Annotated in this window: 16 protein-coding genes; 9 read left to right on the plus strand and 7 right to left on the minus strand. The window is 31.7% G+C overall.

Annotated elements, in window-relative coordinates:
- Positions 1–464: 464 nt before the first annotated feature.
- Together ABEB18_RS17015 and ABEB18_RS17020 are read right to left on the minus strand one after the other, a co-directional pair.
- Positions 465–671 (minus strand): hypothetical protein, encoded by a 207-nt coding sequence (locus ABEB18_RS17015; protein WP_348800547.1) that lies wholly within the window; start codon positions 669–671, stop codon positions 465–467.
- A gap of 7 nt (positions 672–678) precedes the next feature.
- Positions 679–975 (minus strand): hypothetical protein, encoded by a 297-nt coding sequence (locus ABEB18_RS17020; protein WP_348800548.1) that lies wholly within the window; start codon positions 973–975, stop codon positions 679–681.
- Between the two features lie 425 nt (positions 976–1400).
- Between ABEB18_RS17020 and ABEB18_RS17025 the strand changes: the two genes are divergently transcribed.
- From ABEB18_RS17025 to ABEB18_RS17065, 9 genes are all read left to right on the plus strand, one after another.
- The gene (locus ABEB18_RS17025; protein ID WP_348800550.1) at positions 1401–2618 is read left to right on the plus strand and encodes a tyrosine-type recombinase/integrase; all 1218 of its coding nucleotides are present in this window, start codon (positions 1401–1403) and stop codon (positions 2616–2618) included.
- A 266-nt stretch (positions 2619–2884) separates the two neighbouring features.
- On the plus strand, positions 2885–3787 hold the full coding sequence (locus ABEB18_RS17030) for a hypothetical protein (RefSeq protein WP_348800551.1): 903 nt from the start codon (positions 2885–2887) through the stop codon (positions 3785–3787).
- Positions 3788–3876: 89 nt separating this feature from the next.
- A complete protein-coding gene (locus ABEB18_RS17035) occupies positions 3877–4155 on the plus strand; it encodes a helix-turn-helix domain-containing protein (RefSeq protein WP_348800552.1) in 279 nt (92 codons plus the stop codon).
- Positions 4156–4211: 56 nt separating this feature from the next.
- Positions 4212–6359, plus strand: a complete 2148-nt coding sequence (locus ABEB18_RS17040; protein ID WP_348800553.1) for a VapE domain-containing protein — start codon at positions 4212–4214, stop codon at positions 6357–6359.
- A gap of 376 nt (positions 6360–6735) precedes the next feature.
- A complete protein-coding gene (locus tag ABEB18_RS17045; protein ID WP_348800554.1) occupies positions 6736–7026 on the plus strand; it encodes a helix-turn-helix domain-containing protein in 291 nt (96 codons plus the stop codon).
- Between the two features lie 92 nt (positions 7027–7118).
- Positions 7119–8258: a DNA cytosine methyltransferase gene (locus tag ABEB18_RS17050; RefSeq protein ID WP_348800555.1), complete on the plus strand. Its 1140-nt coding sequence runs from the start codon at positions 7119–7121 to the stop codon at positions 8256–8258.
- A complete protein-coding gene (locus ABEB18_RS17055; protein WP_348800556.1) occupies positions 8251–9411 on the plus strand; it encodes a DNA cytosine methyltransferase in 1161 nt (386 codons plus the stop codon). Before ABEB18_RS17050 ends, ABEB18_RS17055 begins: the two co-directional genes overlap by 8 nt.
- Positions 9412–9415: 4 nt before the next feature.
- Positions 9416–11182, plus strand: coding sequence for an McrB family protein (locus ABEB18_RS17060; protein ID WP_348800557.1), 1767 nt, complete (start codon positions 9416–9418; stop codon positions 11180–11182).
- Positions 11183–12862, plus strand: a complete 1680-nt coding sequence (locus ABEB18_RS17065) for a hypothetical protein (protein ID WP_348800558.1) — start codon at positions 11183–11185, stop codon at positions 12860–12862.
- 132 nt (positions 12863–12994) lie between these two features.
- Here the strand turns inward: ABEB18_RS17065 and ABEB18_RS17070 are convergent, their stop codons facing one another.
- The 5 genes from ABEB18_RS17070 to ABEB18_RS17090 are packed head-to-tail and all read right to left on the minus strand — an operon-like array spanning position 12995 to position 15769.
- Entirely contained in the window at positions 12995–13684 is a 690-nt protein-coding gene (locus ABEB18_RS17070; RefSeq protein WP_348800559.1) for an SEC-C domain-containing protein, read from the minus strand.
- On the minus strand, positions 13653–14678 hold the full coding sequence (locus ABEB18_RS17075) for an adenylate/guanylate cyclase domain-containing protein (RefSeq protein WP_348800560.1): 1026 nt from the start codon (positions 14676–14678) through the stop codon (positions 13653–13655). Before ABEB18_RS17075 ends, ABEB18_RS17070 begins: the two co-directional genes overlap by 32 nt.
- A 5-nt stretch (positions 14679–14683) precedes the next feature.
- Positions 14684–15187 (minus strand): Pycsar system effector family protein, encoded by a 504-nt coding sequence (locus ABEB18_RS17080; RefSeq protein ID WP_348800561.1) that lies wholly within the window; start codon positions 15185–15187, stop codon positions 14684–14686.
- 9 nt (positions 15188–15196) lie between these two features.
- On the minus strand, positions 15197–15418 hold the full coding sequence (locus tag ABEB18_RS17085; RefSeq protein WP_348800562.1) for a DUF2188 domain-containing protein: 222 nt from the start codon (positions 15416–15418) through the stop codon (positions 15197–15199).
- 24 nt (positions 15419–15442) lie between these two features.
- A complete protein-coding gene (locus tag ABEB18_RS17090) occupies positions 15443–15769 on the minus strand; it encodes a YegP family protein (protein ID WP_348800563.1) in 327 nt (108 codons plus the stop codon).
- Positions 15770–15871 lie beyond the last annotated feature (102 nt).

The following is a 15871-nucleotide window of genomic DNA, read 5'->3' on the forward strand; positions in this document are numbered from 1 at the left end:
GCTTGTCCGCAATATTTTCCACGTCCAATTTTCATCAGCTAGCTTTAGACGTTTTTTTGTCTTTTCCGCTTTCAAAATCCTTATTAAACGCATCTGTTGTTCGTCCACGGAGCAATCTCTCCTAACGTCTTGGCACTACAGCGGGTTTGGGGTTAAATTAAGACCATTTTTCGGATTTGCCAAATCATCCCAAATACAAAACCATTTTTCCATTAAGCCTATTACCCAAATCCGTTGTAGTGGCTGTTATAAGGCGGTTTTTTTTGTCGGTTTCGTGTTTCCACCGAATTAAGTGAAACACATTTTTAAATTTATTATTATGTCAAAATATATAGAGGAAATAAGAGTGAAAATTACAATTGATTCAAAAGGTAAAAAAGAATTTAAAATTACTCGTTACCTAGATGGTGTTTTACACGAGTCTTATCGATATGAGAAACAAAAAGTTGCTTTAATGTGGATTGTTAGTCTCTTTCTGCGTTATCAACCACAACGTAACCCTCTTCGTCTAAATAAACTAACTCGTTAAATTCAATATGAATTAGGTCGTCTCCATATAATTTAGCTTTAAAGAATTTTAATCCACCAAATGATATTCTAAAATCATCTGGATATTGTTCTAATTCTTCTAGCAACCTTTTTTTTGTAATTGTTGGTTCTGATCTTTTCATATTTGTATTATACAGGGTTTTTAAATTGTTCAATTATGTCTGAAATTATTTTGTTTGAAACTAATGATAACTGTAATCCGATAATAATCAAAAACCCTCCTAACAGAGTGAAGTTGGTTTTATCTGCAATAAATTTTGGCAATTCCATTAATGTTTCAACATTAATATTTTCAGGATTATTTTCAATAGTTGTTTCCATTAGCTGGGATTTAATTAAAAATACAATTCCAGCTATTAAGGTTATATTCCCAATTAATCTAATGTAACCAGCTGCATCGTTGTTGGTTTTTATTTCATTACTCATTTTAAAAATTTTTATTATTTATGAAAACATTACATCTTTTTTCGCACTTTGGTTCTTCCAAACTGCCTTATAACGTTCCGACGCTACAAGCGGTTTGCGGGTTACGAAGCAGAGTATTTTCTGCTGAACGAAAATATGAATAAAAACGGTAATTCCACTAAATCCGCAAATCGCTTGTAACGGCTGTTATCCTCATTATAAAATCGTATGTTCTAAATTACTTTTAAAGTGCTGTATTTATTGACTTTGTAAAAAAATAAAGTTCAGTTTGATGCACAATAAAGCATAGAAATACTTGTTTTGTTGTACCTATTGTTGTACCTTAGTACTACGTTGCACTCGTTTGAAATACTGGTGTTTATAAAGTTTTCACCCCTTTGCATCGTTATACAAAAGTAGTACAACATTTTTAATTTTTGAGTATTATGGCATCAGTAAAACTAATTTTAAGAACGCAACAGGCAGATCAAACTGGCCACAGCCCTTTATACATCCGAGTTATAAAAGATAGAAAATCGAAATTTATCTCAACTGGAGTAAAACTTAAAGAGAATGAATGGGATGAAGGAAAGCAGAAAGTAAAGAAAAACCATTCCAATAGTGCTAGAATGAATGCTTCGTTATCTCAAAAAATTGCAGATGCTGAAGGACAAGTTGCCGATATGGAGCGTAAAGTTAAAACCGTGTCCATCAAGAAACTCAAAGAAGCCATAAAAGGAAAAGAAGTACCAAATTTTTTCCAATATGCTTATGGGCGATGTGAAAAAATAAAAGGTAGCGTGTCTTTCGGAACCTATAAAAACTATACCGTTTACACTAAAAAATTTGAAACCTACATCGGGACGAAAGATCTTTACTTTGACGACATAACCGTTTCCCTTCTCAAAGATTATATGTCTTACATGGGTAATACTTTAAAGAACGGAGCAACAACGCAAAGACATTCGATTATGATTTTAGCAATAATGTTCAAAGAAGCAATAAAAGAAGACATTATTCCGGAATATATGTACCCTTTCAATAAATTAACGCTAAGAAAAGATACCGAGAAAAGAGTATTTTTAAACAAAGACCAAATTGAAACATTAACCAATTTAGAACTCAAAGAAGGCAAGAAAGCCGCTTTATGGCGGGATTTATTTATTTTCTCTATTTATGCAGGAGGATTACGATTTAGTGATGTTATCGAGTTGCAATACAAACATTACAATGAAGAGGAGCAAAGAATCAAAAAAACAATTCGTAAAACTGGAAGATTACATCAATTTAAAATTGGAAAAGTAGCAACCGATATTTTAAACAAATACATCAAAAAAGAAGCGGAGCCAGACGATTTCATATTTCCTGTTATCACAGACAAAAACGGCTACAATAAAAGCGAGGAAACCCGTTTTTTCATTGCTTCAAGAGAAAATCATTCAGCCAATTTTCAACTCAACCGAATGGGAAAAATGATGAAATTACCCTTTTCACTTTCATTCCATTTATCAAGACACAGCTTTGCAACCAATGCGTTAAACAACGGAATGCGAATTGAACACGTATCCAAATTGATGGATCATCAAGATATTAGCACTACTCAGATATATGCTAAGATTATCAACGAAGAATTAGACAAAGCAGTGGACAACTACATCTATTAATCAGATAGTTATTTAAAACATAACTAAACTATTTTGTTATTTTGTAGATAAAACAACTTATTTCGTTATATCCTTGTAAACAAGGTATTTAAATAAATTATAATTTCGCACTTTTTTAAGAAAAATACTATTTATTTTTATTAAGAAAATGTATTTGAATGCTCCGTGAATAATTTATTACTAACTCTTTAAACGAAATATATGTTATAGAAAACTACTCAATTCAAGTAAAATAAAAGTAATGTTTAATTTTATCTGAACTCAATTTGAAACCTCAAACCATAAAAACCACGTTATTTACTGATTTAATAAACCATACATCAGTACAAACCAAAAATGCTTTATTTGAAATTACTATTGATGATGAAGTTACACTTCAAAAATATTGTGAAGCTGTAATTGCTAAAATTTTCGAATTAACACGATGTCAACTTTTTGACTTTGTAACCTATCAAACCAATCATGCAAAAGATCCAGGACAATGGCTCTGTAGTTTTGAAAATTTAATAGAAAATAACGAAGAACTATTTACGTCAAAAAAAGGTTTAATTCGTTTTACTAAAATATTTACCGTTATCGATGAAAAACGAGTGGAACTGCGCTGTTCGAGCGTAAAAGACACCAAAAGCAAAATACCAAAAAAGTTAATCAATGCCGAAAGTCGAGAACGTTATTTTTCGTTTGATGAAATCAGAAAGGAGGTTGATACATTAGTTTGTAATGCCGAAAAGATCATGCTTTTGACCAAAGAAAAATTTGAATATCAAAACGCAAATATTGAATTCATTAATCAAAAATTGCCTTTATACGACCAGCAATGCATGAATCAAATCGAGCAAATCAATGCCTTGCAGAAACTAAAAAGCAAGTTAGTTAGAAACAAGATAGAGGAAGAGTCACCACCATTTCCTTTCAAAAAACTACGTTTCAACGGCAATATCAATCAATTAGTTGATGTGTTTTACCAATTAAATCGGGAGTTATATGTAAACGGGAAATCGTATATTGATGCCAACACCAACGACCTTATTGATTTTATAGTAAACTCGTTTTTAGATAAGGACGGAAACGAAATTAGTCCCCTTACGGTTAAAACCATCCTCAAACCATCGAGAGAAGACAAACGTCCGAATACCCACAAAAGAATAGACCTCGATAAAATGCTCTAAAGTAAATTAGTCCCCAGAGACCATTTGGGGACTAAAAGACTTTTTGGGACTGCTCACATTTGCACCATAACTTTTAAAAATTTAAAAAAATGGAAGCAATTATTTTCACAAAAGATCAGTTCACGGAATTAATGGGTAGATTAGAGGCTATTCAAAACCAAATCAACAAAAAGTCCGAAACCAAAAAAGAAACATTCCTAGACAATCAAGAATTTCTCTTATTACTCAAAATCTCCAAACGAACCGCCCAAACCTGGAGAGACGAAGGACGAATCTCATTCAGCCAAGTCGGAAACAAAATTTACTACAAACTCTCCGACGTCGAAAAACTAATGCAAGAACACTACAACAAAGCCTTTAAGAAGTAGTTTTTAGGATCTATTGACCGACTATTCACTAATCACTAACGACTAATCACTTAAAAATGATAACCATATTCAAGAATTTCAACGAAGTCGTAGAGCACAAATCCATTCCTCAAATATTGGAAGAGATCAAAACAGGAAAATACCGCCACGCAATAGTGTACCTCAGAAAATCCCTTTCCGAAAACAAAATGGAAGCTTACGAAAAAGCCAAAAAATCCCTGCCGGCATTTACGCCTTCAGGGAAATTTGTTGGCGGGCGCAAAATGGAATTCCTAACCGAATATTCCAATTGCATAATTTTAGACATCGACAAACTAAACCCGGAACAATTAAAAAACGCCTCGCATTTAGCTAATCAAAGTGAATTCACTTTTGCCAGTTTCATAAGTCCGTCAGGAAACGGATTAAAAATTCTAGTTAAAATCAATTCCGACAAAACCAATCACAAAGAAACATTCCTAAAAGTTCAAGCTCATTATGAGTCTGTTTTAAAGTTAGAAATAGACAAATCCGGTAAAGACATTACCCGATTATGCTTCTATTCCTGGGATGAAAATTTATATCACAACGAAAATGCTTCAATTTTCACAACTGTCAAACTTGAACCCTGTCACACTGAGCTTGTCGAAGCTTCTCGATCCAATAACCCACAACGCACAACTCACAACTTTGAAGCAACCGACAACACCGAAACCATTTATAATCATTGTGTTCGCTTCACCGAAAAAAAAGTACAATTCGTCAATGGTAGTCGAAATGTATTCGTTCACCAACTCGCCTGCAATCTCAATCGTAAAGGAATACCTATGCAGGAAAGTTTAAATTATATTTTAACCGACTTTGGCTATGACGAAACCGAAGTCACCCAAACCGTAAAAAGTGCCTACGGAAACAGTCACGAGTTTGGAAAAAGCGAAGCCATACAAAACCAAAACAAACCGAAAACCCAGAACAAAAAAAACAAAACTGATGAAGACACCGGCTCCCTCTCCTCTGGAGAGGGTTGGGGTGAGGTTGACGACGAAGACAAACCCCGCCCAACCCAAATAGACCGTTTAGAACTATTCCTTTCAACCCGATATATATTTCGACATAACAAGGTTTCGGGTAAGTTGGAATTCCAATATTTCGGTAAAAAGAAATGGCACGTAATGAATGATTTCATTGAAAACTCCATGCTTCGGGAATGTCTAAAAGGGCGAATCAAAACCAATTTATCATCCTTAAGAAATTTACTGTATTCCGACTTTTGCGAACTGTACAACCCATTCGAAGATTACTTTTTCAATTTGCCAACCTATGACGAAAAAACCGATTACATAACAGAATTAGCGAACACAATCACTACAACCAAACAAGAATTGTGGCAACAGTGCTTCAAAAAATGGTTAGTCGCAATGGTTGGATGTGTACTGGAAGAAAAAGTGATAAATCACACCGTAATTGTATTCAGTGGTAAACAAGGATTAGGAAAAACAACCTGGGTAGAAAAACTCGTTCCTAAACAATTGAAAGAGTATTTATTCTCAGGAACCATCAACCCAAACAACAAAGACACTTTAGTCCAGTTGGCGGAATGTATGTTAATCAACTTAGACGAACTCGAAAACCTAAACCGTTCCGAAATCGGTTCACTCAAAGAAATCATCACAAAAACCCAAATCCGAATGCGTAGAGCTTATGGACACAATAATGAAACCATGCCCCGTAGAGCCTCTTTTGCAGGAAGCGTGAATACTTCTCAATTCCTAAACGACAGTACCGGAAGCCGCCGTTTTTTGTGTTTTGAAGTCGAAAATATCCAGTACCAACACGAAGTGGATATCAATTTGGTTTTTTCACAAGCTTTATATCTTTTCAAAAGCGATTTTAGATTTTGGTTCGACCAAGACGAAATCAAAGCCATCACCGAAAGCAACGAACAATACCAACTCCGAAGCCCCGAAGAAGAATTATTGCTTACTTGGTTTGAACCAGTGGCAAGAGAAAAAGCAAAACTTTGTCTTAATACCTCACAAATTGCTGCTAAACTCGCTGACCGTGCCAAACTCAATATCAACGACAGCACGATTAACAAACTAGGAAAAGCATTGAAAAAGCATCAGTTTATAAGGTTCAATACTAAAAAAGGATACGTATATGCTGTCAATGAACTAACCTATGAAGATGTAGATAATAACAACAAAATAAGTGATGAGAATTAGAAATAATTTCATTCATTACTTTGCGTTGATTAGGCTTAAAATTCATTGATAAGATTGATAACCAAATTTCATTAAAACTTCTATGATTTTAATTGAAAATAATTTTTCTATTCAATAGAAAGTTTTTCAAAGAAAACAAAGCTTTACAAAGTAACATTTTTCCTTGTTTTATGCCATTTTGCGCACAAAATTAGAAACCCATAATTTCTATAATTTCTTTTGCCGTTTTTGGTTATCAATCTTATCATTGTTTTTTAAAGAAGTTTTGAAAAAACTTTTGTTCATGAATTTTGTGCAAAACTTTTTATGAAGACCATTTTAGTGTAGATTCAGTTTGTCTATTTTAGACAAAATTTGACAAGTCAATTAATGTAGTATGAACTTTGGTGAACACATAAAGCAATTGCGGGAGCAAAACCAACTCTTACAAAGGCAAGTAGCCAGTATTTTAGAAATAGATACTGCTATGCTCAGTAAGATGGAACGTGGCGATAGAAAAACAAAAAGGGAACACATTCCCATACTCGCCAGTCTTTTTAAGACGAATGAAAAAGAATTATGCACAATTTGGTTAGCCGATCAAGTATGTAATTTAGTTAAAGAAGAAAATAATGCGATTGAAATTTTAAAAAAGGCTAATGAAAAGATAACTGCTAAAGATAAATAAGGTACTTTATTTGAATATTTTTTTTTAATCATGATTAAAATCTTATTTAAAAAAAAATATAAAATTTTAATGCAAAATAAAATATAATAGAAATGAAAGTTTTATCACTTTTTGCAAATATTGGAGTTGCAGAAGCTTATCTGGAAGACATCGGTTTTGAAGTCATTTTGGCAAATGAGATAGATAAAAGGAGAGCTGCTTTGTATCAGAAAATATATCCTAATTCTAATATGATTTGCGGTGACATACAAGATGAAAACGTTTTTAACAAAATTGTAAAATTAAGTATAGAATCAAATATTGACGTGATTTTAGCAACTCCTCCATGCCAAGGAATGAGTACGGCTGGTCAACAAAAATTGGATGATGAACGAAATAATTTGATTATTTACACCCTTAATGCTGTAAAAAAAATAAAACCCAAATATGTTTTAATTGAAAATGTACCTCAATTTTTAAAAACGAGTATTTCTTTTAATGGTGAAGATACGCTGATAGTTGATGCAATAAAAAATCAACTAAGTAAATATTATGAAATAAATTTTAATGTGGTTGATTCTAAAAATTACAATGTAGCTCAAACACGAGAGAGAGCAATTGTACTACTTTCAAGAAAGGATCAAACAAAGAAATGGAAAATTCCTGAAATAAGTAAAAATATTCTAACTCTAGAAAACACAATAGGACATTTACCTCCTATCGATCCATTCATAAAAGATATTTCAGAAGTAGAACTTTTAAAAAAATTTCCAAATTTTCATAAACGTAAACAAAAAGCTCTCAAAATTTCAAAATGGCATAATCCACCACATCATGTTTTAAGGCAAGTTAATGTTATGGAATATACTCCAACAGGTAAAAGCGCATTTGAGAATGACAATATTGCACATCGACCTACAAAAAAGAATGGAGAACTTGTCAAAGGTTTCAAAAACACATATAAACGTCAAAATTGGGATACCCCGGCTTATACTATAACTATGGATAATGTGAAAATTTCTTCTCAAAATAATGTCCATCCGGGTAGAAAATTAGGTAACGATAAAAATGGTAATACTATATATTCAGACCCAAGAACATTAACTCTGTATGAAATTATGAAAATAATGAGTATACCTGATAACTGGGCTATACCTCAAAATACTTCTGAAGCATTCTTAAGAAGGGTTATAGGAGAGGGTATTCCTCCAATGATGATACGATTTCTATTTAACGAATTAAGAAATGAATAAAAATAATTCAAAAAAAAAAATAATTGGTCTCTCTTTATTTGCGAATGTAGGGATTGCTGAAGCGCTTTTTTCTGATATTGATGTAGAAATAAAAGTTGCTAATGAGATTGATAAAAAAAGAGCTAATTTCTACAGTGAAGTTTATCCTGAAACAAATATGATTTGTGGAGATATAACAAATCATAATATTAAAGATGAAATTATTAATGCATCAAGAGATGAAAATGTAAATTTTATAATTGCTACTCCTCCTTGTCAAGGGATGAGTGAAGCTGGTAAAAGAAACGAATTTGATGACAGAAACCAATTAATTACAGACACAATTGATGTAATTAAAAAAGTAAATCCTGATTATATTTTAATCGAAAATGTTCCTACATTACTAAAAACAAAAATCATTGTTGATGGTAAAACATTATTAATACCTGAATATATAAAAAATGAATTAAATCATTTTTACAATTTTAATGAAAGTACTTTGATTAAAGCAATGGATCATGGTGTTCCTCAAATGCGTCAAAGAAATATTTTTTTAATGGTAAAAAAAGAAAAACAAATTATTTGGGAATTCCCTAAAAAGGAACCACCAATAAATTTGAGAGACGCATTATCTTCAGTTCCAAGTGTAGACCCATATTTACGTGAAGGTATTGAATTTACTAAGAGTAAGTTTCCAAATTTTGAATTTAAGAAAGAAATAGCTACAAGCATTTCTAAATGGCATAGCCCGCCCACACACTCTTGGAAACACGTTGAATGGATGATGTATACCCCGTCTGGCAAATCAGCTATCTACAATGATATCTATTTTCCAAAAAAGGACAACAATGATCGGATAAAAGCCCATCACAATAATTATAGAAGAATGAATTGGGATAAACCTTCAAGAACAATTACTCAAAATAATGGTGTAATTTCATCTTTGTGTTGTGTGCATCCTGGTCATCCTTATAAAAACAAGTATGGTGAAATTTTATATTCAGACCCTCGCGTTTTGACTATTTACGAGCTTTTAATTGTTTCTACTCTTCCTTTGAATTGGCCAATTCCAGAATGGGCTGATGAAACTTTTATTAGAAAAGTAATTGGGGAAGGTATACCTTCTTTACTTGTTAAAAAAATAATTCTTGAACTACTTAGAAAATTAAACTAAAGTTATGGGAAACTTAGTAATGCCAAAAAACAGTGCTGAAGCTAATGAAATGTTAGCTGTTTTAAAAGTTTATTCCGAAGCATCATCATGGTTGGATAATAAGTCATTTATTGATAAAATGAAAACAATACTTGGAGAGCCTTATCAGGAACCGCAAGCATACACTAAGAAAACCCAAATAACATCATATTTTGGATTTACAACTTGGGAAGATTTATCCAATAATCAATCTAAGAGGTCAATCACTGAAAGTGGTAAACGCTTTTATGCAGCACTTGTTAAAAACGATACTAGCGAAATTATTCACGAATTAATACAATCACTTAAAAAACAAACATTTGGTAGAAATGTTTGTGGTGTAAGTAGTGATTCGGACATTGAGCCTCCACAACTTTTCATAAGATGTGCTATTGTACTTGGATATTTAACCCGAAAAGAATTTGGATATATTCTATGGTACTTAGATGAATTCAAAGAGGATTTATTTGATTTAATATCAACAATTGCATCTAACAGGTTTAAACAAATAAATAATTTTAACAATATACCACCTAAATATGCAGACGCAAAACCAATTACAGCTCTTATTAATTGGGGATTCCTTGTAAAAGATGATAAGATAGATGGACAAGATAAAATTAAACTAAATACAATCGTTACTGATTCTTTTTTAAATGAATTACAAAACCTGAAAGTTTTTAATACTGACAAGTCTCTAAATATATTTACCGACGAAGAACATGATTCTACGGTGCTGGCACAAAACACCATCTACTACGGTGCTCCAGGCACAGGAAAATCACATAAAGTAGATACGATAATTGAAGAATTAGAAACTAAATATTACGAAAGAGTAACCTTTCACCCAGAGTTTGATAATTCAAGTTTTATAGGTGGATATAAACCTATTTCAGTAAAAGTAAAATATGACGAAGGAGATAATGAATATTTTGAAAATGAAGTGCATTACAAATTCGTCCCACAAGCCTTCACGAACATTTATGAGCGTGCTTGGCTAGATTTAGAAAACCAATATTATTTAGTTATTGAAGAAATTAACCGTGGTAACTGTGCTGAAATTTTTGGAGAAATCTTCCAATTATTAGACCGTACTTCCAACTATACCGTTTCGCCAAGCAAAGAGTTAAAAGAGTACTTAATAGACGAAGCTTTTGAAGATAAAAATCATGCTGGAATTGCAAATGGCTTAAAGTTACCTCCTAATTTAAGTATTCTAGCAACCATGAATACTTCAGACCAATCGTTGTTCCCTATGGATAGTGCTTTTAAAAGACGTTGGGATTGGGAGTATGTACCAATTTGCTACGATGCAAAAGACGAATTGGGTAATGATAACGATTCATTTGATTTTGAAATTGACATCGAAGATGGTAATAAATATTCATGGATTAAATTCATTGAAAAAGTCAATTTAAATCACATTAAAAACAATCCATCTTTAGGTATGGATAAATGTATTGGGAATTACTTTATCAAACCGGAGAAGGATAATACGATTGCATTAAAACCATTCATCAACAAAGTGATTTTCTATTTGTGGAATGATGTTTTCAAAGACGAAGACAATAACGTATTTGAGCAAAACACTTCGTATGAAGATTTCTTCCCAATGAACACAAACGGTAAGGAGAAAATAAAAGCGTTGTTTGAGAGAATTGAGTTGTTACCAAAGAAATCTTTAGAAATAAATGAAGAAGATATTCCATTAGGACAAGTAGCAGAGCCACAACAGGAATTGGAATTAGAATAGATGAAAATCCTAATTGAGAACGAAATATATCCAATTAATTTACTTCAAGAAGTATTTGATGATCCAAAGTTTTACAAGCAAAACGGTTTGGAAGGAACAATTACGTCTGTAGGTTATTATCATTCTTTCGTAAAAAACAGTTTGGTTTTTATGCTGCCTAAAGTCTTTATGGCAGAAGATAAAAAGACAGTTTTTGAATGTTCCAAAGAAGAATTAATTGACTTGATTAATAACGAATCGGTAAAGCATAAAACACAATACAATTGGGTACGTCAATTATCGGTGCATTTTTACAACAGTTTAACAGAGTTCAGAAAAAGATTCAACCAAACAGCTATTATCCACAATACCGAAACTTTTGAACTAAACACAAACTTAGGAGATAAGGAATATTCCTTTTTAGACCTTTTATTGAGTTTTGTCAACTTCTACAAAAAGAACAAACAGCAAATTTTGTTCAAACACATAGAATATGTTTCCAATCAAGCCAAAAAACCAAAATGGGAAAAGACAATCCGAAAGTCATTACCCATTGCAACCAATGGTAAAGCACTGATATACGTTGAAATTACCAATAAAAAGAAAATCATAAACACGGAAGAAGAATTATTAACCTATTTTTTTTCCATTTTAAACCATTTAAATACACAGCATAAGTTAAACCTTAAAATTGATAAATCGTTCAATTTTATAACAGGAAAACAGTTTGAAAATTTATGCCAGAACGGTTCAGTAAAACTGCGTAAAATCAAACACCGTTATTTTAACGATACATTAAAAAGGATGTTTGTGTTATGCGAAATGTATTTTGCACAATTTGACAAAAGTAGTAGCAAACGAAAGCGTGAGGATTTTTTAGCCATCAGCAATTACAATTTGGTTTTTGAAGATATGGTCGATAAATTGTTTTCCGATAAGCTCAACACACTAGAAGTTGATGGGATTACCATTGATAAACTAAAAAATAACGATGATGGTAAAATCATTGACCATATTTACGATTACAAGTCATTAATTGACACCAGCAATATTTTTTACATTGGTGATTCAAAATACTATAAATCTGATAGCAGTGCTGGTAAAGTGTCAAAATACAAACAATTTACCTATGCCAAAAATGTCATTCAGTTCAATATTGATTTACTAAACAAAAAAGGACAACAACACTTAGGTAATTTAAGATACAGAGATAAATTAACCGAAGGCTATAATATATCTCCAAACTTCTTTATTTACGGTTATATCGATGATATTGATAATTATGATGACCATGCCATAAAGAAAAAGGGTAATCCGGTTCCTTCCTACCATTTTGAAGAACGATTATTTGATAGAGACACTTTATTTGTACACCAATACAAAATCAATTTCTTATTTGTGTTAAAAGCGTACACCCATTTCAATGAGTTTGAAATACAAACTTTTAGAGAAGATGTTAAAAAACGATTCAGAAAACACTTTTTGAAATTTTTCAATAATCAACAAGATTGCGGATTTGAATTTTATGAATCCAATATTGAACCAAATAATTACGAGTCTTTTGTAGAAGACAATTTTAAAAAACTAAACGGAAAATGCTTTTGCACTATCGACAACAGGTTGTTAGTGGCAAAACACCATAACGATACAGAATTAGATGAATTATTAGAAAAATTTAATAAGATTGACCAACTAACCTAACTTTAATTTGTTGTAATTATGTAAAAAATAGGATAATCAACAAAAGAATTTAGCAGTACATTTAACTTCAAATGAAATTAAAAATTTAGTAGATAACTACTACTAAAAGATAAACTAACAAAGGTCAAATAGTTAAAAAGCTATTTGACCTTTGTTAATCTTATATAGAAGATCTTGAAGTTCTTTTTTTGAAGTTGCTCGAAGTGTATTAATAGCGTCAATATGACAATGTTTTAGTTTAATTCCAGAACCGCAGTAACACCTCTCGTTTCTACTTGGTTTTGATATCCTTAAGTAACATTCTAAGAAGCTAATAATTTTATCAATATCATTTATCCCTAATTTTTTCTGCAAATATTGAATCGTTCCTTCGTCTTGATGTGCCCATTCTTTTAGCTTTTCTGTCTTTCCAATTTGTTTAAGCGATACCCATGAAAAATATTTCGGAAAATAATATTCAATAAAATCATATAATCTTAATCCTCCTGATGCAATTTTATTGAGATTGTAGGTGTGATCGAAACAGATAATTCCTTCTTTACTTATGTGATTGTCATCTGTTTTTTCAAGCTCATCACCCAGTAAAATAACTAAGGGTACCACATTAGGATATTTTTTCTGTAGTAAAATTTTTATATTAAATGATTTTATCAATTTTCCATCATCGCTTTTTAGATAATAATTGCCACTTAAAGTATATGTTCCTTTATTTTGTCCTTCAAAATGAAGTCCTGGGTTACGCTTTAAAATGGCAATTTTATCTTCTTCAAAATTCCTTATTTTAAAACCTCTATTTAAGGTAAGGCTTGTATTGTTCAACATTTTTTTCCAATTGAGGTATGAAAGTGTTAATATTAGTGTTGTTTTGCTTAGGATTACCACTTAAAATTAAATTCCCCTCTTCGTCAGTAGATATTAAAGGATGATTTCTTAAATAACGTTCCCAATTAAAATCATACTGCTTATATCTGAAATTTTCATCTGGAATTTCATAAACATAATCCTTTTCTTCACCATTAACCTTGTATTTTTTGTACTTGAAATAATCTTGATGTGTTTGTTTTAATGCATATACATGATCACCGACTACAATGCCATTACTTTCAGCTTGTGATTGCATTTTACTTGATAAGCTTGTATGCAAGCTTGTAGTGGTAATTTCGCTACATTCACCAGCGCCTGTGTCGTGCCAAATAGTGTCCTTATCATCTCCAAAATCAATTCCAATACGTGTGTAAATTCGACTCACACCTTGTTCTTCAAAAAGATTTTTTAAATCATTTTTGACAAAATAATTAACAAAAGAAGCAGCTAATAAAGAATTATCAATTGCTTTCTGTTTAGGTATTCCTTTTCCACCAAAATAAACCATTAAACCATCTCCTTGTAACCTATGAACATATCCATCAAAATACCAACAAGTATGGATCGCTGCTAATTGAATGGTTCGACAAATGTTAGCCACTACTTCAGGAGTGTATTTTTTGAATAATGTAGTTGAGTTTCTGACATCAATAAACATAGATACAATATAATGATGTTCTACTTTTTTCGTTCCTTTGAGATAGTTGAAACTTGGGTGTGCTCCTAATTTTTCATGATATTTAGTGTCAAATGATGTAACATTATCTAAAGCACTTAAACTCAGAAAATCTGCTTCATTTTTGGTTCGATCCAACCATCTTAATTCGATGTCAGACGACATATTTTCTTTTAATTGTCCTCCGCTGAATGATTTGTTGATATCATTTTTTTTACCCTGTCTCAAATATTGAGCGATATCATCAGCATAGTTTTTGTAGAGTTTTTGATTCATGTGTGTTATGTTAAAATTTTGATTCCAATAATAATGATACATCCAAAGCAAATGCCCAATAGGTAGGTTGCTGTTCTTAATCTGCAGAATTTATTCTGCAATCCTTTTGCTAATAAATGAGCTTGCTCTAAATAATCTTCATAAAGCTTCTCTTCCGTCACGGTGTCATACATTTGTTTAAAGCTTGTCAAAGAGACATTGGCAACATTTCCAAAACTTAATTGAGAACCGTTGATGCTATCTGATTGCTTGTTTAAATAGGGTATTATTGACCATAAGGTGTAGAAAATACTAGTGAAACAGCTTATTAGCGAAATAGAAACAAAAAACATAATATCAAACTTACCATCGATAGTAGTCTTAATACTATAATACCCTGTTATAATTCCCCCTAGTAAAAAAGTATTTAAGGTTAAAAATAAATTGGCTTTATTATTAATACTGTCGTAGTAATGGTCATATCGATCAATACTATGTTTTAATGTTTCAATTCGTTTTTCGTAATCCATACCTAATAATTAGCCCTTAATATTACGAGGATCATTTCCAAAACTATCCTTATCACGTATTCTGCCATCAGGTCTATGAATTATTAATTCGGATTGCTGATTTTTAGCAATTTCACGCGCTATGTTGATAGCTTCTTTTTGAGTATTTACTACTCGTGTGTTTTTTTCATTGCCAGCTCCTTTTACAGCCCACTTGTCGCCGTTAGGCACTACATGTTGATTTTTTTTCATTGTTTACCTTTTTAGAATTGATAACTAGGATAAGTCTTCTATTGTAGCAGTAGGAGCATTACGCTTTACGCTGTCAATGCCATTATCTCTTGCTGTAACCGAAGAATACATTTCACTTGTTCCTAAAACTTGGTAGTTATTAGCTACCTGATTAAAGTAAGGTTGCCCTGCAATTGAACTTTTTCTTTCGAAGTTCTTGTCACTTACATTAACTTTACTGCTAGCAATGCCATTCAAGCAGTTTTGCTTTGTTGTGTAGGTTTCACTTGTAATGAGTGTTTCTCCATTTGTCGCCTTTAAAACCCAGCGATACTGATTGTTGCTTGTTTTTTTAATTTGATACTTACCCATTTTATGAATATTTTAAATTATAAATGCACCTATTTGCATTTAAAACAACAGTTACAAAATATATTCCAAATAATAAAAATGTCAACTAAAATATGTAACATT

This window comes from Flavobacterium adhaerens, assembly GCF_040045115.1.
In the GTDB taxonomy this organism is placed as follows: Bacteria; Bacteroidota; Bacteroidia; order Flavobacteriales; family Flavobacteriaceae; genus Flavobacterium; species Flavobacterium adhaerens.